16 protein-coding genes are annotated in these 15,398 nt (G+C 72.6%); 8 read left to right on the top strand and 8 right to left on the bottom strand.

Features of this window, described 5'->3' with window-relative positions; genetic code table 11:
- Positions 1-103 precede the first annotated feature (103 nt).
- Complete coding sequence (locus ABZ193_RS07340; protein WP_020418502.1) at positions 104-730, bottom strand: TetR/AcrR family transcriptional regulator; 627 nt, start codon at positions 728-730, stop codon at positions 104-106.
- A 145-nt stretch (positions 731-875) separates the two neighbouring features.
- On the opposite strand from ABZ193_RS07340, the gene folP reads away from it, so the two are divergent.
- Complete coding sequence (gene folP, locus ABZ193_RS07335) at positions 876-1,688, top strand: dihydropteroate synthase (RefSeq protein WP_051123536.1); 813 nt, start codon at positions 876-878, stop codon at positions 1,686-1,688.
- 32 nt (positions 1,689-1,720) lie between these two features.
- Here folP and ABZ193_RS07330 read toward each other — a convergent pair whose 3' ends face one another.
- Together ABZ193_RS07330 and ABZ193_RS07325 are read right to left on the bottom strand one after the other, a co-directional pair.
- On the bottom strand, positions 1,721-2,185 hold the full coding sequence (locus ABZ193_RS07330) for a hypothetical protein (RefSeq protein WP_235716133.1): 465 nt from the start codon (positions 2,183-2,185) through the stop codon (positions 1,721-1,723).
- A gap of 121 nt (positions 2,186-2,306) precedes the next feature.
- Positions 2,307-3,053, bottom strand: coding sequence for an IclR family transcriptional regulator (locus tag ABZ193_RS07325; protein WP_027935942.1), 747 nt, complete (start codon positions 3,051-3,053; stop codon positions 2,307-2,309).
- Positions 3,054-3,111: 58 nt separating this feature from the next.
- Between ABZ193_RS07325 and ABZ193_RS07320 the strand changes: the two genes are divergently transcribed.
- Both ABZ193_RS07320 and dmpG read left to right on the top strand, forming a co-directional pair.
- Positions 3,112-4,023, top strand: a complete 912-nt coding sequence (locus tag ABZ193_RS07320; protein WP_020418498.1) for an acetaldehyde dehydrogenase (acetylating) — start codon at positions 3,112-3,114, stop codon at positions 4,021-4,023.
- Positions 4,020-5,042, top strand: coding sequence for a 4-hydroxy-2-oxovalerate aldolase (gene dmpG / locus ABZ193_RS07315; RefSeq protein WP_020418497.1), 1,023 nt, complete (start codon positions 4,020-4,022; stop codon positions 5,040-5,042). Before ABZ193_RS07320 ends, dmpG begins: the two co-directional genes overlap by 4 nt.
- Here dmpG and ABZ193_RS07310 read toward each other — a convergent pair.
- Positions 5,039-5,629: a TetR family transcriptional regulator gene (locus ABZ193_RS07310; protein ID WP_020418496.1), complete on the bottom strand. Its 591-nt coding sequence runs from the start codon at positions 5,627-5,629 to the stop codon at positions 5,039-5,041. The two genes, dmpG and ABZ193_RS07310, sit on opposite strands and share 4 nt — an antisense overlap.
- 48 nt (positions 5,630-5,677) lie before the next feature.
- Between ABZ193_RS07310 and ABZ193_RS07305 the strand changes: the two genes are divergently transcribed.
- From ABZ193_RS07305 to ABZ193_RS07285, 5 genes are all read left to right on the top strand, one after another.
- Positions 5,678-6,601, top strand: a complete 924-nt coding sequence (locus ABZ193_RS07305) for an oxygenase MpaB family protein (protein ID WP_020418495.1) — start codon at positions 5,678-5,680, stop codon at positions 6,599-6,601.
- On the top strand, positions 6,598-7,623 hold the full coding sequence (locus tag ABZ193_RS07300; protein ID WP_354709254.1) for an LLM class F420-dependent oxidoreductase: 1,026 nt from the start codon (positions 6,598-6,600) through the stop codon (positions 7,621-7,623). Before ABZ193_RS07305 ends, ABZ193_RS07300 begins: the two co-directional genes overlap by 4 nt.
- Before the next feature lie 268 nt (positions 7,624-7,891).
- Positions 7,892-9,904 (top strand): neutral/alkaline ceramidase, encoded by a 2,013-nt coding sequence (locus ABZ193_RS07295; RefSeq protein WP_354709253.1) that lies wholly within the window; start codon positions 7,892-7,894, stop codon positions 9,902-9,904.
- Between the two features lie 79 nt (positions 9,905-9,983).
- Positions 9,984-11,285 carry an MFS transporter gene (locus ABZ193_RS07290; RefSeq protein WP_020418492.1) on the top strand — a complete coding sequence of 434 codons (1,302 nt, stop codon included), beginning with the start codon at positions 9,984-9,986 and terminating at the stop codon, positions 11,283-11,285.
- Positions 11,282-12,703 carry an aminotransferase class V-fold PLP-dependent enzyme gene (locus ABZ193_RS07285; protein WP_354709252.1) on the top strand — a complete coding sequence of 474 codons (1,422 nt, stop codon included), beginning with the start codon at positions 11,282-11,284 and terminating at the stop codon, positions 12,701-12,703. The genes ABZ193_RS07290 and ABZ193_RS07285 overlap by 4 nt, the downstream gene beginning before the upstream one ends.
- Here the strand turns inward: ABZ193_RS07285 and ABZ193_RS07280 are convergent.
- Genes ABZ193_RS07280 through ABZ193_RS07265 form a run of 4 tightly spaced genes read right to left on the bottom strand, consistent with a single transcriptional unit; the run spans position 12,700 to position 15,381 of the window.
- Positions 12,700-13,755: a GTP-binding protein gene (locus ABZ193_RS07280; RefSeq protein WP_354709251.1), complete on the bottom strand. Its 1,056-nt coding sequence runs from the start codon at positions 13,753-13,755 to the stop codon at positions 12,700-12,702. The genes ABZ193_RS07285 and ABZ193_RS07280 overlap by 4 nt on opposite strands.
- Positions 13,752-13,910: a 50S ribosomal protein L32 gene (gene rpmF, locus ABZ193_RS07275; protein ID WP_020418489.1), complete on the bottom strand. Its 159-nt coding sequence runs from the start codon at positions 13,908-13,910 to the stop codon at positions 13,752-13,754. The genes ABZ193_RS07280 and rpmF overlap by 4 nt, the downstream gene beginning before the upstream one ends.
- On the bottom strand, positions 13,910-14,158 hold the full coding sequence (locus ABZ193_RS07270) for a type B 50S ribosomal protein L31 (protein ID WP_017988074.1): 249 nt from the start codon (positions 14,156-14,158) through the stop codon (positions 13,910-13,912). The genes rpmF and ABZ193_RS07270 overlap by 1 nt, the downstream gene beginning before the upstream one ends.
- On the bottom strand, positions 14,155-15,381 hold the full coding sequence (locus ABZ193_RS07265; RefSeq protein WP_237335776.1) for a GTP-binding protein: 1,227 nt from the start codon (positions 15,379-15,381) through the stop codon (positions 14,155-14,157). The genes ABZ193_RS07270 and ABZ193_RS07265 overlap by 4 nt, the downstream gene beginning before the upstream one ends.
- Between the last annotated feature and the right edge of the window lie 17 nt (positions 15,382-15,398).

The raw sequence follows: 15,398 nt of genomic DNA, 5'->3' as shown, positions 1-15,398 counted from the left end.
GTCCTGCTTGGACCGGGGGCCACGGTCGTTCCCGGGGCCGACCCGGCGCTCGTTGCCGGTGTGGCGCTGGACAACGGGTTCCGTCGGCCGTTCGGCTGCCGCCTCAGGCGAGTTCGAGGTCCAGCCCGTTGATCATCGCGCGGATGCCGGATCCGAACACCTCGTCGTAGGCGTCGTCGGTGGTCTCGATGAACCACTTCGGCGGCGGGTTGCGCGCGCGGTGCGTCAGCTCGACGCTCACCAGCCCGTGCATCGTGGTCCAGATCAGGTATCCGGTGACGTTCGGGTCGCGGCCGGGCGGCGTCACCGGCGCCACGCGGTCCACCAGCAGGTCGAAGCTGCTCCGCTGCGCGAACGCCCGCAGGTCCGGGTCCGGGTCGAACCCGGGCACCGACTGCTCGAACATGAACGCGTACCGCGCCGGGCTGTCCAGCGCGAACCGGCGGTAGGCGCGGGCCAGCGCGAGGATCCCCGCTGCCGGATCGCCGGAAACCGGCGGCACCGCCCGGAACTCCTCGTGCAGCATCTCGAAAGTGCGCTCGTACAAGGCGTCCAGAACCCCGTTGCGGCCGCCGAAGCGCGTGTAGACCCCGATCGTCGACGTGCCGGCCGCCTCGGCGACGCTGCGCACCGTCAGCCCGGCCACGCCCTGCTTGAGGAGAACCGTCAGCGCGGCCTGCAGGAAGCGTTCCCTGCTGTGGCTGTCGCCGTGGCCGTGTCGGGTGGCCATCCGCCGCGCACCCCCTTCGCTCTCCTGGAAGCAACTTAGGGCATAACGCGCGTTATCGCGCCCCCGCCACGGCAGGCATGATGAAGTCGTGGCAGTCGACTTGGTCTTCCGCGGGCGGCGCGTCGTCGCCGACCGCGCGCTCGTGATGGCGATCGTGAACCGCACGCCCGACTCGTTCTACGACCGGGGCGCGTCCTTCGCGGACCCGGACGCGCTGGCGGCCGTCGACCGGGCCGTCGCGGAGGGCGCGGACATCGTGGACATCGGCGGGGTCAAGGCGGGCCCCGGCAGCGACGTCGGGGTCGACGAGGAGACCCGCCGGGTGGTGCCGTTCGTCGCGGAGATCCGGCGGCGGCACCCGGGCCTGGTGATCAGCGTGGACACCTGGCGGCACGAGGTCGGGCGCCTGGCCTGCGAGGCCGGGGCTGACCTGCTCAACGACACCTGGGCGGGCGCCGACCCGCGGCTGGCGGAGGTCGCGGCCGAGTTCGGCGCCGGGTACGTGTGCTCGCACACCGGGGGAGCGGTGCCGCGCACGCGCCCGTTCCGCGTCCGCTACGAGGACGTCGTCGGCCAGGTGATCGAGGAGATCACCCGCCGGGCCGAGGAGGTCGTGGCGCTCGGCGTGCCCCGCGGCGGGGTCCTGATCGACCCGACGCACGACTTCGGCAAGAACACCTGGCACAGCCTCGCCCTGCTGCGGCACGCGAGCGAGCTGACCGCGACCGGCTGGCCCGTCCTCATGGCACTGTCCAACAAGGACTTCGTGGGGGAGACCCTCGGCGCCGGCGTCACCGAACGGCTGGACGGCACGCTGGCCGCCACCGCGCTCGCGGCCAGGGACGGCGCACAGGTGTTCCGGGTGCACGAGGTCCAGCAGACGCGCCGCGTGCTGGAGATGGTGGCGACGATCGCGGGGGAGCGCCCACCGGCTCAGGCGGTGCGCGGCCTGGCCTGAGCCGGGCGCCGGACGGCGGACGGCGGAAAGCGCTATCGCGCGGAGCCGTTGAGCCCGTGCAGCACGCGCTGCAGGATCTGCGAGTCCAGGAACTCCGGCTCCGGCAACGGCTCCTCGGCCGGGTACTCGGTCGCCGGGCTGGGCATGCGGTGCGGGGAGCGCGTCGGGAGGGCCCCGGTCAGGCCGGCCGGCAACGGCAGCTCGCACCAGGCCGTGCGGTGCCCGCCGGGCAGGGCGACGGTGTTGATGGTCCAGCCGGGCAGCTCGGGGGGTTCGCCGGGGCGGTCGTCGTCGAGTTCGACGACCACGACGTCGCGGTGCAGGCGCAACCGGACGGTCAGGAAGCGGGGCGATCGCCGGTCCGCCCCTTCCACCGAGGACCGCACCAGGTGCCGGATGACGGTCGCCGCGTCGTCGGCCAGTGGCCGCAGTTTCCACTCCAGGAGGGCGAAACGGACGAACATCTCGGCGCAGCTGACGGCGGTCGGTGCAGCCACGAGCCGAAGGTCGTCTACCTGGGTGGTCGCGGTGGTCACGCCAATCCTCCCTAACATCCCCGTGGCCCGGCGAGCGCCACGAGACCGTACCTGTCGATCATCCCCGCTGGTGCGCGAGACCCTACGGCAAGGCTCGCGACAAAGCGAGAGCCGCCGTGCGCACCGCTGGAGAGACGCGCTCGACCCGGACCCGGTTGCTCCAGCCCGAGATCGAAATCGCGGCCCGTGCCCGGCCGGTCGCGCCGAGCACTGGACTGGCTGCACAGGTTACGCCCACCCCGGATTCCTCCCGCTCGTAGGCGACCCCCTCGTCGCGGATCCGGGTCAGCTGCCGCCGCAGCAGCCCGGGCGCGGTGATCGTGCGCGGGCCGACCCTGGTCAGGCCGGCCGCCAGCACGGTGTCCAGCACGGACGCGGGGGAGTGCGCCAGGATCGCCTTGCCCACCGCGGTGGCGTGCGCGGGAAACCGGCCGCCGATGCGCGAGGGCAGGGCGGGCGCGTCCGGGCCGCGCACGATGTCGAGGTACACCACCTCGGTGCCTTCCAGTACCGCGAGGTGCACCGTGTTGCGGGTGGCTTCGCGCAGATCGGCCAGGTAGGGGCGGGCGGCGTCGACGAGCCCGCGTTCGCGCCCGGCGAGCTGCCCGATCTCGAACAGCCGCAGCCCGAGCCGCACCGCGGTGCCGTCCCGTTCCAGCAGTCCGTGCGTGACCAGGTGCCCGGTCAGCCGGTGCACCGACGACTTCGGCAGGCCGGTGCGGCGCGCGAGTTCGGACGCGCCCAGCGCCTGATCGCCCGGCCGGAACGCGCCGAGCAGCGCGGCGATCCGGGCGGCGGTCATCCCGTCGTCCCGCTCAGCGGCACACATGCGTTGAGTGTGCCGCACTCCGGGGCGCACCGTGGAGCCGACCCCGGAAGGAGGGCGCATGAGCACCCGGAAGGCACGGGCCGCGATCGTCGGACCCGGCAACATCGGCACCGATCTGCTCGTCAAGCTGCGGCGCAGCGAGCACATCGAGGTCGCGTACATGGTCGGGGTGGACCCGGCTTCGGACGGCCTCAAGCGCGCGGCCGCGCTGGGCGTGGAGACCTCGGCCGAAGGAGTGGACTGGCTGCTGTCCCGCGACGAGCTGCCGGACATCGTCTTCGAGGCCACGTCCGCCAAGGCCCACCTGGCCAACGCGCCGCGCTACGCCGAGGCCGGCATCCAGGCCGTCGACCTGACCCCGGCCGCCGTCGGGCCGTTCACCTGCCCCGCGGTGGACCTGCCGGACCAGCTGGGCGCCGCGAACTTCAACATGATCACCTGCGGCGGCCAGGCCACGATCCCGATCGTGCACGCCGTCGCCCGCGTGACCGAGGTGCCCTACGCCGAGATCGTCGCGTCGGTGTCGTCGCGGTCGGCGGGTCCGGGCACGCGCGCCAACATCGACGAGTTCACGCAGACCACCGCGCGCGGCCTGGAGATCGTCGGCGGCGCCGCGCAGGGCAAGGCGATCATCATCATCAACCCGGTCGAACCGCCGCTCATCATGCGCGACACGGTGTTCTGCGCGATCTCGCCGGACGCCGACCGCGACGCGATCACCGCCTCCGTCGAGCGGATGGTCGCCGACGTGCAGGAGTACGTGCCCGGCTACACGCTCAAGGCGGCGCCGCAGTTCGACGACCCGCGGCCGGGCTGGCAGGGCCGCGCCAGGGTGGCGGTGTTCCTGGAGGTCGCCGGCAACGGCGACTACCTGCCGCCCTACGCCGGGAACCTGGACATCATGACCGCCGCGGCCGCCCGTGTCGGCGAGCTGCTGGCCGCGAACCGGACTCAGGAGGTGCCGGCATGACCGAGCGGGAGGTGCGGCTCGTCGACACGAGCCTGCGCGACGGCAGCCACGCCATGGCGCACCAGTTCACCGAGGAGAACGTGCGGGACACCGTGCGGGCGCTCGACGCGGCGGGGATCTCGCTGATCGAGGTGACCCACGGCGACGGGCTCGGCGGGTCGACCTTCAACTACGGCTTCTCGCTGGTGGACGAGCGGAAGCTGATCGCCGCGGCCGTCGAGGAGGCCAAGCAGGCCAAGATCGCGGTGCTGCTGCTGCCCGGCCTCGGCACGGTCGCCGACCTGGAGGCCGCCGCCGACCTCGGCGCGGGCGCGGTGCGGATCGCCACGCACTGCACCGAGGCGGACGTCTCCATCCAGCACTTCACCGAGGCGCGCAGGCTCGGGCTGGAGACCGTCGGGTTCCTCATGCTGTCGCACATGGCCACGCCGGAAGCGCTGGCGAAGCAGGGCCGGATCATGGTCGACGCCGGCTGCCAGTGCGTGTACGTCGTGGACTCCGCCGGGGCGCTGATCCTGGAGGAGGCCGCCGACCGGGTGGCCGCGCTGGTCGCGGAGTTCGGCGACGCGGCGCAGGTGGGCTACCACGGCCACCAGAACCTCAGCTTCGGCGTCGCGAACTCGGTGCTCGCCCACCGGGCCGGTGCGAAGCAGATCGACGGTTCGCTCGTCGCGCTCGGCGCGGGCGCGGGCAACTCGCCGACCGAGGTGCTGGCCGCGGTGTTCGAGCGGCTCGGCGTCGAGACCGGTGTGGACAAGGACGTGCTGATGGACGCCGCGGAGAACGTGGTGAAGCCGTTCATCACGCGGCTGCCGGTGATGGACCGGTCGTCGATCGTGCAGGGCTTCGCCGGGGTGTACTCCAGCTTCCTGCTGCACGCCGAGCGCGCCGCGGAGCGCTACCAGGTGCCCGCGCACGAAATCCTCTACCGCGTGGGGGAGAAGCGCTACGTCGGCGGTCAGGAGGACATGATCATCGACATCGCGTTGCAACTGGTGGCGGAGCGCGAGTCCGCTTAGGACGACCGCACGAGCAGGCGCACGCAGTGCTCGACCAGGCGTTCCCGGGGCATCTCGGGGGTGCCGGACAGGTAGGCGGTGAACAGGTGGGTCAGCGCGCCGACGAGGCCGATCGCGGTCAGCTGCTTCTCCAGCGCGTCCATGCGCGCGGGCAGCTGCTCGCGGATCAGCCCGGCGAAGGCCGGCAGCAGCGCCATTCCGCGTGCGGACAGGGCCGGGTCGGTGATCGGCGCCAGCAGCAGGACCCGGCCCTTGCGTGGATCGTCCAGCATCAGCTCGACGAACGCGGTGACCGCGGCCTCGGCCCGCTGGGCCGGGGCGCGGCGGCTGTCCGGCACCGCGCCGGCGATGGCGCGGTGGGCCTCGGCGGCGACCTGCTCGTAGACCGCGACCACCAGTTCCTCGCGGTCGGTGAAGCTCTCGTAGAAGTACCGTTCGGTGAGCTTCGCGTGCCGGCACACCGCCCGCACCGTCACCGCCGCGCTGCCCTCGGTGCCGAGCAGGTCCAGCCCGGCGTCGAGCAGCTGGGCACGCCGGGCCGCCCGGCGGTCGCTCAGGGTCGTGCCCGCCCAGGTCTTCTCCGCCATCCGCCCTCACAATTGACTACAGGTGTTGTCAATTGTAGCGTTCGGATCATGGCACCGCAGCCCCTGGGCCCCGATTCCCTGACGTGGAAGTACTTCGGCGACTGGCGGACCCTGCTCATGGCACTGTGGGCAGGATCCATGCAGAACATGCACCCGGAACTCGGCGCGGGGGTGGAGGAGCACTCGCGGTTCTTCGCCGAGCGGTGGGAGCGGTTGTTCCGCTCGCTCTACCCGATCGGCGGCGTGGTCTACGACGGCCCGCGCGCGGCCGAGACCGCTCGCGCGGTGCGTGGGTACCACGAGACGATCCACGGCGTGGATGCCCGCGGCCGCCGCTACCACGCGCTGAACCCGGGCACGTTCTACTGGGCGCACTCGACGTTCTTCATGCTCACCGTCGTCGCGGCGGAGCGGATGATGGGCGGGCTGAGCGAGGCCGACAAGCGGCGGCTGTTCGACGAGCACGTCCAGTGGTACCGGCTCTACGGGCTGAGCATGCGGCCGGTGCCGGGCTCGTGGGAGGAGTTCCAGGCCTACTGGGACCACATGTGCACCGAGGTCCTGGAGGACAACAAGGCCACCAGGGACGTGCTGGACATCGCCGGCATCGCGAAGCCGCCGTTCGTGTCGTGGATGCCGGACCCGGTCTGGCGGTTGTCGCGCGTGGTGATCGCGAAGTCGTTCGTGTGGTGGACCGTCGGTCTGTACCACCCGGCGGTGCGCGAGCGGCTGGGTTACTCCTGGTCGCGCCGGAACGAGGTGCTGCACCGGCTGGCCGGCCGCGCGATCGGGCTCGCGTTCCGGTTCGTGCCGCACGACCGCCGCTACCACCCGCGCGCCAGGGCGGCGTGGCGGCGGGCGCGCGGCGAGGTCCCGGCGGACGCCCCGCTGGTGGAGACGCCGGCCCGCAACCTGCCGCCGCTGTCCGAACGGGACAGTCCCACCCATTACGTTCCCCGGGAGGTGTCGTGAAGCTCGGCTATCACATCGGTTACTGGTCCTCCGGTCCGCCGGAGGGCGCGCTCGACGCGATCCGCGCCGCGGAGGAGCTGGGGTTCGACTCGGTGTGGACGGCCGAGGGGTACGGCTCGGACGCGCTGACCCCGCTGGCCTGGTGGGGCGCGGCGACCTCGCGGGTCAAGCTCGGCACCGACATCGTCCAGATGTCGGCCCGCACCCCGACCGCCACCGCCATGGCCGCGATGACCCTGGACCACCTCTCCGGCGGCCGGTTCATCCTCGGCCTCGGCGCGTCCGGGCCGCAGGTGGTGGAGGGCTGGTACGGGCAGCCCTACCCGCGGCCGCTGGCCCGGACGCGGGAGTACGTGGAGATCGTGCGCCGGGTGGTGGCCCGGCGGGAGCCGGTGACCTTCGACGGCGAGCAGTACCAGCTGCCGCTGAAGGACGGGACGGGGCTGGGCAAGCCGCTGAAGTCCACAGTGCACCCGCTGCGCCCGGAAATCCCCATCTACCTGGCGGCGGAGGGGCCGAAGAACGTCGCGCTGGCGGCCGAGATCTGCGACGGCTGGCTGCCGCTGTTCTTCTCCCCGAAGAGCGACGCGTTCTACCGGGAGGCGCTCGCCGAGGGCTTCGCGCGCCCGGGCGCCCGGCACACGCAGGCCGACTTCGAGGTGGCCGCCTCGGTGCCGGTCATCGTGCACGACGACGTGGAGACCGCGGCCGGGTTCATCAAGCCGTCGCTGGCCCTCTACATCGGCGGCATGGGGGCCAAGCAGGTCAACTTCCACAAGGACGTGTTCGCCCGGCTCGGGTACGCCGACGTCGCGGAGAAGGTGCAGGAGCTCTACCTCGCCGGGCGCAAGGCCGAAGCCACCGCGGCGATCCCCACGTCGCTGGTCGAGGACACCTCGCTGATCGGGCCGCCGGAGAAGATCCGGGCGGAACTGGCCGCCTGGGAGGAGACCGTGGTGACGACGTTGCTGCTGCGTGGGGACGCGGGGACCCTGCGGCGGATCGCCGAGGTGTTGGGGTAGGAGCTTTCGCTACGCGGGTGGTGAGGGCGCCGGGCTTCGCTTCGCTACGCCCGGATGAAAGAAGCCCTCCCGAACCCGATCTTTCAGTGTTTGGCTGGGGATCGGGTTGCGGGAGAGGGGTGGCTCGTGCGGGTTGGCGGCTTGCGTTGCCGGGTGGCGGTGGGGTTTGGCGGTTTGAACCGCCCGATCGAAGGGTTGGCAGCGCTGGGCGGACTCCTCTAGGCTCCGAAAAACCTGAAAGGGCTTCACGTCTGGAGGGAGGCCGCCGATGCCGGTGAGCCGCAGGACCGTCCTGGCCGGAGCGGCCGCGGCGCCGCTGGCCGCGGGAGTGCTCGCCACTCCGCAGGCGGCCGCGCAGCAGGGCTACCTCGTCGGCGTCGGCATCTCCGACGTCACCGGGCCCGCGGCCGAGTGCGGCATGATGGGCTACTCCATGCCGCAGCAGCAGACCGCCGGCATCCACCAGCGCACCCGCGCCCGCGCCTACATCGTCGCCGAACCCGGTGGCCGCCGGATCGTGTTCGTCAACGCCGACGTCGGCGCGTTGTTCCAGTCCGTGCACCAGGGTGTGCTGGCCCGCCTCGCTGAGCGGTACGGCGACCTCTACACCGAGCAGAACGTGCTGCTCAACGCCACGCACACGCACGCGGGCTGCGGCGGGTCGTCCTGGTACGCCGCCTACAACCTGTCCATCCTGGGCTTCCAGCGGCAGACCTACGACGCCCAGGTCGACGGCATCACCGAGGCCATCCAGCAGGCGCACGGCAACCTCGCGCCGGGCACGATCAGCCTCGGCCGGACCGAGCTCACCGACGCCAGCGTCAACCGCTCCCGCACCGCCTTCGAGCTCAACCCGCGGGCCGACAAGGACCACTTCCCGCTCGCCATCGACCCGGCCGTCACGGTCCTCCGCTTCCGCCAGGGCGGCCGCGACGTCGGCGCCATCGCCTGGTTCGCCACGCACGGCACCTCGATGACCAACGCGAACAAGCTGATCAGCGGCGACAACAAGGGCTACGCCGCCTACGCATGGGAACACGGCCGCGGCACCCGCTACCTCGACGGCGCACCGGAGTTCGTCGCCTGCTTCCCGCAGACCAACTCCGGCGACATGTCCCCGAACCTCAACCTCAAGCCCGGCTCCGGCCCGACCGAGGACGAGTTCGATAACACCCGCATCATCGGCGAACGCCAGTTCACCGCCGCGAAAGCCGCCTTCGACAACGCCACTACCGCCGTCACCGGGCCGCTGGACTTCCGCTTCTGCTACGTGGACATGTCCCGCGTGACCGTGGACGGCCGCTACACGCCGGACGGGCGGCAGCGCACCACGGCCACCGCGGCGATCGGCGTGTCGATGCTCGCCGGCAGCACCGAGGACGGCCCCGGGCTCCCGCTGCCCGAGGGTGTCCGCAACCCCTTCATCGACGCGCTCGGCGGCATGGACGCGCCGATCCCGCAGGCACTGGCCGACGCGCACGCGCCGAAGGTGATCGTGGTGCCGTTCGGCGCCATGAAGCCCCACCCGTGGGCCCCGGAGGTGCTGCCGCTGCAGATCCTGCGGCTCGGGCAGCTCCACCTCGTCGCCGGGCCGGCCGAGTACACGATCGTCGCCGGGCTGCGCATCCGCCGCACCGTCGCCGCCGAGCTGGGCGTGCCGCTGGAGAACGTGATCATGCAGGGCTACGCCAACGCCTACAGTCAGTACGTCACGACCCCCGAGGAGTACGACTCGCAGCAGTACGAGGGCGCGTCCACGCTCTTCGGCCGCTACACGCTGCCCGCATACCAGCAGGAGTTCGCCCGGCTCGCGGCCGCGATGCGGGACGGGGCGAGCGTCCCGCCCGGGCCGCAGCCGCGCGACCTGTCCGGTGACCAGCTCAACTTCCAGCCCGGCGTGGTGGTGGACTCGCCGCCGCTGCTCAAGCGGTTCGGCGACGTGCTCACTGAGCCGCGGAGCAGCTACCGGCGCGGCGAGCAGGTGCTGGTCGAGTTCGTCACCGGCCACCCGAAGAACGACCTGCACCGGAACGGGACGTTCCTGGAGGTCCAGCGCCTGGACGGGGGCACCTGGGTCCGCCACGCCGACGACGGCGACTGGGCCACCAAGTACCGGTGGCGGCGCACCTTCCTGGCCGAGTCCACGGCGACGATCACCTGGGACATCCCGCCGGACACCCCGGTCGGCAAGTACCGGGTGGTCCACTCCGGCGACGCGAAATCCCTGGACGGCACGATCACGCCCGTCACCGGCGCCTCCCGCGCGTTCGTCGTCTCATGACGAATTCGCGCCCCGGGCGCTCACCGGGCCGTGATCGATGACACGATGCGGGCGATCACCGGGTGCAGATCGGAGGACCATGGTCGCCCTACCGGCCAAGACCAGGCTCGGCTACTCCGCCGGGTCGTTCGTCACCGGCGCGTTCGGCACGGTGCCCGGCCTGCTGCTGTTGCCCTACCTCACCGACACGATGGCAGTGCCGGGCGCGGTCGCCGGGGCCATCGTGCTCGTGCCCAAGGCGTGGGACGTGCTGTTCAACCCGGTCGCCGGGCGGCTGTCCGACGCGAGCCTGAACCGCCGGGGGAGCAGGCGCCCGTTCCTGCTGTTCGGCGGGCTCGGCGTCGCGGTGCTGTTCGCCGCGATCTTCGCCCACCCCGGCTTCGGCAGCACCCCGCTGGACGCCGGGTACGTGGTGCTCGCGTTCTTCCTCTGCGCCACCGCGTTCGCCTTCTTCCAGGTGCCCTACAACGCGCTGCCCGCCGAGCTGACGGACAACTACCACGAGCGCACCCGCCTGACCAGCTGGCGCATCGGCCTGCTCGCGATCGCGATCCTGGTCTCCGGCGGCGGCGCCCCCGAGATCACCAACCAGGTCGGCGGCGTCAGCGGCTACCGCGTCATGGGGATCGTGATGGGCGCGATCATGGTGCTCGGCACCATCGCGGTGTTCCTCGGCACCCGCGGCGCGCCGGTGGGCAACCTGCGCCCGCCGACGCCCGGCTGGCGCGAGCTGCTCGCCACGATGCGCCAGTGGCGCGCCTTCCGGTGGCTGCTGGGCGTCTACTTCGTCCAGTCGCTCGGCCTGGCCACGCTGCTGGCCGGGGTCAACTACGCGTCCCGGTACGTGTTCGGCGACGCGGACCTGCAGACGTACCTGTTCGTCGGGTTCGTGCTGCCCGCGCTGGTCACCATGCCGCTGTGGCCGCGCATCGGCGCGCGCTGGGGCAAGCTGACGGGCTTCCGGTTCGCGTGCATCGCCTTCGGCGTCGCGTGCGCGGGCCTGTGCGCGGCGCTGGTGCTGCCGGTCGGCGTGTCGTTCGTGTTCGTCGCGCTCGCCGGGGTCGGCTACGCCGGGATCCAGGTGTTCCCGCTGGCGATCCTGCCCGACCTGATCAGCGCCGAGGAGGAGCGCACCGGCGCCACCAGGGCCGGCATCACCGCCGGCGTGTGGACCGCGTCGGAGACGCTCGGCCTCGCGCTGGGACCGGGCCTGTTCGGGCTGGTGCTGACCGCGGGCGGGTACGTGTCCAGTGTGGACGCCTCCGCGGCGCAGCCGGGCAGCGCGGTCACCGCGATCCTGCTCGGGTTCGCGCTGCTGCCCGGGATCCTCGTGCTGGCGGGCCTGCCGCTGCTGCGCCGCTCGATCCTGGAGCCGCGATGAGGCCCGCCCGCGAGGTGCTCGCCGAGCTGCGGGAGCTGCGGGCCGGTGACCTGCCCACCCACGGCGGCCGCACCCTGGCCTACGTCTACGACAGCGGACTGTCCGGTGTGGACGAACTGGCCGCGCAGGCGCACGCGCTCGCCTCCTCCGCCAACGGCCTCGACCCGACCGCCTTCCCCAGCCTGCGCCGCCTGGAGAACGACCTCGTCGCCGCGACCGCGCGCCTGGTGGGCGGCACGCCGTTCACGGTCGGGGCGGTGACCTCCGGCGGCACCGAGTCGTGCCTGCTCGCGGTGCTCGCCGCGCGCGAGGGCCGCCCCGGCGTCGCCGAGCCGAGCATGGTGCTGCCCTCGACCGCGCACGCCGCGTTCCACAAGGCCGCCCACCTGTTCCGGGTGCGGCCGGTCGTCGTGCCGGTCGACCCGGTCACCTTCCGCGCCGATCCGGACGCCATGGCCGCGGCGATCGACGACACGACGGTGCTCGTCGTCGCCAGCGCGCCGTCCTATGCGCACGGCGTGATCGACCCGGTCGCGCCGATCGCCGCCGCGGCCGCCGGGCGCGGGGTGCGGATGCACGTGGACGCCTGCATCGGCGGCTGGGTCCTGCCGTACTTCCGCCGGCTCGGCAGACCGGTGCCCGAGTTCGGGTTCGGCGTCGAGGGCGTCACCAGCGTCTCGGTCGACCTGCACAAGTACGCCTACTGCCCCAAGGGCGTGTCGGTGCTGCTGCACGCCGACGCGGAGCTGCGGCGCGGGCACTACTTCGCCAGCGCCGACTGGCCCGGCTACACGATGCTCAACAGCACCATCCAGTCCACCCGCTCCGGCGGGCCGCTCGCCGCCGCGTGGGCCGTGGTGCAGCACCTCGGCGACGACGGCTACTCCGAACTCGCCCGGCACACCCTGGCCGCGGTGACGGCCATCGCCGAGGGCATCCGGAGCATCGACGGGCTGCGGCTGCTCGCCGAACCGGACTCGACCCTGATCGCGCTCACCGCCGACGACGACGGCATCGACCTGTTCACGGTCGCCGACGAGATGCGGGTCCGCGGCTGGTACGTGCAGCCGCAGTTCGCGCACGGGTCCTCGCCGGTGAACCTGCACCTCACGGTCACTGCCGCGAACCGGGGCGGCGAGGCCGGGTTCCTCGCCGACCTCGCCGCCTCGGTCGCCGCCGCCCGGGAGGCCGGGCCGGTGGCGGTGGACGAGAACGTGGCCGCGTTCGTCGCCGCGCTGGACCCGGACACGCTGACCGGCGAGCAGTTCGAGGGCCTGCTCACCGCCGCGGGCATGGGCGGCGGCGCGGGGCTGCCGGACCGGATGGCCGGAATCAACGCCCTGCTCGGCGCCGCTGCCCCGGCCCTGCGGGAACGGCTGCTGCGCGAGTTCCTCGGGATGCTGTACCGGCCGGGCTAGTGCGCCGCGTGGTCGTGCAGCTCCCACGCGGGGAACGGGTCCGGGCCGGCCTCCTCGCCGAGGCAGCTCTCCAGTGCGCCCGTCAGCGCCGCGTGGTCCAAGCCCGTCCCGATGAACACCAGTTCCTGCCGCGCCGGCCCGCTGCCCTGCGGTTCGAACCGCGCCACCGACCCGGCCTGCGACCACAGACCCACCACCCCGGGACGGGACGCGAGCGCGAAGAACCCCTTGGAGCGCAGCACCTTCCCGAACCGGCCGGAGTCCAGGTCCCGCGTCACGAACGACCACAGCCGCTCCGGCGCGAACGGCCGCGCGGCCCGGAACACGACGCTGGAGATGCCGTACTCCTCGGTCTCCGGCACGTGGTCGCCGTTCAGCTCCGCCACCCAGCCGGGCGCCTGCTGGGCCCGCTCCAGGTCGTAACGGCCGGTCCCGAGCACCTCCCGCACCGGCACTTTCCCAAAGCTGGCGCGGATCACCTCCGCCGCCGGGTTGAGCCGCCGCAGCAGCGCCTCCAGTCGCACCAGGTCGTCCTCGCCGACGAGGTCGGTCTTGTTCAGCAGCAGCACGTCGGCGAACTCGACCTGGTCGATCAGCAGGTCGCTGACGGTCCGCTCGTCACCCTCGTACTGGTCCAGCGACCGCTCGGCCAGGCCGTCCCCGGCGTCCAGCTCGCGGGCGAAGTTCACCGCGTCCACCACCGTCATCATGGTGTCCAGCCGCGCCCGCGGCAGGAACGTGAACGTCGCCGCGACCGGCATCGGCTCGGAGATCCCGCTCGACTCGATCAGCACGTGGTCGAACCGGCCCTCGTCGCAGAGCCGGCCCACCTCCTCCAGCAGGTCGTCCCGCAGGGTGCAGCAGATGCACCCGTTGGTCATCTCGACCAGGCGCTCTCGCGTGCGGACGAGCGCGGCGTCGATGTTGACCTCGCTCATGTCGTTGACGATCACGGCGACCCGCGTGCCGTCGGTGTTGCCCAGCACGTGGTTGAGCAGTGTCGTCTTGCCCGCGCCGAGGAACCCGGACAGGACGGTGACCGGGAGCGTCACCGCGCCAGCCGGTGGAAGTGCCCGAGCAGCTTGCGCGGCACGAGCTGCTCCTTGCCGTCGATCACCACCGGCACCAGGTCCGGCTTCACGGCCTTCCACTGGGCGCGGCGGTGGCGGGTGTTGCTGCGGGACATCTTGCGCTTGGGAACGGCCATCACTTCCGCCTTCCGTAACGGCGGTGGAACTTCTCCACCTGGCCCGCGGTGTCCATGATCCGGCGCGCGCCCGTCCAGAACGGGTGCGACCACGCGCTGACGTCGACCAGCACGAGCGGGTAGGTGTTGCCGTCGCTCCACTCGATCGTCTTGTCCGAGGTGATCGTCGAGCGCGTCAGGAACGCGTCCCCGGTCGCGGTGTCCTGGAACACCACCGGGTGGTAGTCGGGGTGGATGCCGGGTTTCACTGCTTCTCCGTTCCGGACGTGACGTTCACGTCCTGCGTCTCGTCGGTTTCTTCGCACGGCTCCTCGTGCCAGGCGCCGAACGGGTCGTCGTAGGTCAGCCACTCCCGCTGCCCGGCCGCGAGCTCGGCGTCGGTGAGCAGCGCGCCGGACAGGGCTTCCTCGATCTCGGCCGGCGTGGCCTGATCGGTGACGACGAAGATCTCCGAGGCCCGGTCGCCGAACACCGGGTGCCAGCGCAGCGACGCCAGCGTCCGGCGCTCCGGCGACACGTCCGTCCACGCCGGGCCGTCCGGCGCGTCCAGCCACGGCCCGGCGTGCCCGACCCCGAGGCCGCCGCCCGCGGACTCCAGCCACAGCGCCATGTCCGGCTGGCTGGCCACCCACACCCGGCCGCGGGTCCGCACCACCCCGTCGAGCAGCACGTCCAGCGCGTCGTGGAGGCGTTCCGGGTGGAACGGGCGCTGCGCGGTGAACAGCAGCGTCGCGACGCCGCAGTCCGCGCCCAGCGGGGGCTCGCCGTGCAGCAGCGGGCCGTGCATGTCGGTCACCTCGCCGCGCCGCGCGTCCGGGGGCACGTCGGCCAGGCGCGAGGTGCGCAGGGCCGCCGGGGCGACCCGGTCGAGGACGGCCGCGGTCTTCGCGTCGGTCCAGGCGTCGGCCGTGCCGGTCAGCACGAGCACGTCGGCGAACTCGGCCTGGGACAACGCGACCTGCGCGACCGTGCGCTCGTCGTCCTGGCTGGCCTGCAGCCCGCGCTCCTCCAGGGTGTCGTCGCCGGTCGCGTCGGCCAGCCAGGAGCCGCGGTCCAGCACCGTGTGCACGCCGTCGATCGCCACGAAGTCGCTCACCGGCCGGTCGCCGACGAGGACGTGCCGGATCGCCCAGCAGACCGGTTCCGGCTCCATCGCCTCGTCCAGCCGCACCACGATGTGCCGCACGCCGGGCGTGCCGGCGAGGCGGCGCAGCAGCGGGAGCAGGTCCTCCCGCAGCGTGCAGGACACGCAGCCGTGCGCGAGTTCCAGGACGGTCGTCTCGTCGCGGTCGCCCAGCCGCAGCCGCCGCCGCACGACGCCGCCGCGGATCTCGCGCAGGTCGTGGTGCACGACCGCGGTGCCGGGCCGGGCCGCGCGGGCCTGTTCGGCGAGGTCCGCGGTGGCCGCCGGGACGAGGCCGCTGATCAGGGTGAGGGGCACCCGGGTGGTGCCGGTCGTTTCGGGATCCACGCGTTGTAGAGTAGGTG

Origin of the sequence: Amycolatopsis sp. NPDC006125 (genome assembly GCF_040614195.1) — a bacterium.
Lineage (GTDB): Bacteria > Actinomycetota > Actinomycetes > Mycobacteriales > Pseudonocardiaceae > Amycolatopsis_E > Amycolatopsis_E tucumanensis.
This window is presented reverse-complemented; position numbering and strand designations above follow the sequence as displayed.

Coding starts and splice junctions, on each gene's coding strand:
- ABZ193_RS07340 (WP_020418502.1), bottom strand. CDS start 730: ATGGCCACCCGACACGGCCACGGCGACAGCCACAGCAGGGAACGCTTC.
- folP (WP_051123536.1), top strand. CDS start 876: ATGGCGATCGTGAACCGCACGCCCGACTCGTTCTACGACCGGGGCGCG.
- ABZ193_RS07325 (WP_027935942.1), bottom strand. CDS start 3,053: ATGTGTGCCGCTGAGCGGGACGACGGGATGACCGCCGCCCGGATCGCC.
- ABZ193_RS07320 (WP_020418498.1), top strand. CDS start 3,112: ATGAGCACCCGGAAGGCACGGGCCGCGATCGTCGGACCCGGCAACATC.
- dmpG (WP_020418497.1), top strand. CDS start 4,020: ATGACCGAGCGGGAGGTGCGGCTCGTCGACACGAGCCTGCGCGACGGC.
- ABZ193_RS07310 (WP_020418496.1), bottom strand. CDS start 5,629: ATGGCGGAGAAGACCTGGGCGGGCACGACCCTGAGCGACCGCCGGGCG.
- ABZ193_RS07305 (WP_020418495.1), top strand. CDS start 5,678: ATGGCACCGCAGCCCCTGGGCCCCGATTCCCTGACGTGGAAGTACTTC.
- ABZ193_RS07295 (WP_354709253.1), top strand. CDS start 7,892: ATGCCGGTGAGCCGCAGGACCGTCCTGGCCGGAGCGGCCGCGGCGCCG.
- ABZ193_RS07290 (WP_020418492.1), top strand. CDS start 9,984: ATGGTCGCCCTACCGGCCAAGACCAGGCTCGGCTACTCCGCCGGGTCG.
- ABZ193_RS07285 (WP_354709252.1), top strand. CDS start 11,282: ATGAGGCCCGCCCGCGAGGTGCTCGCCGAGCTGCGGGAGCTGCGGGCC.
- rpmF (WP_020418489.1), bottom strand. CDS start 13,910: ATGGCCGTTCCCAAGCGCAAGATGTCCCGCAGCAACACCCGCCACCGC.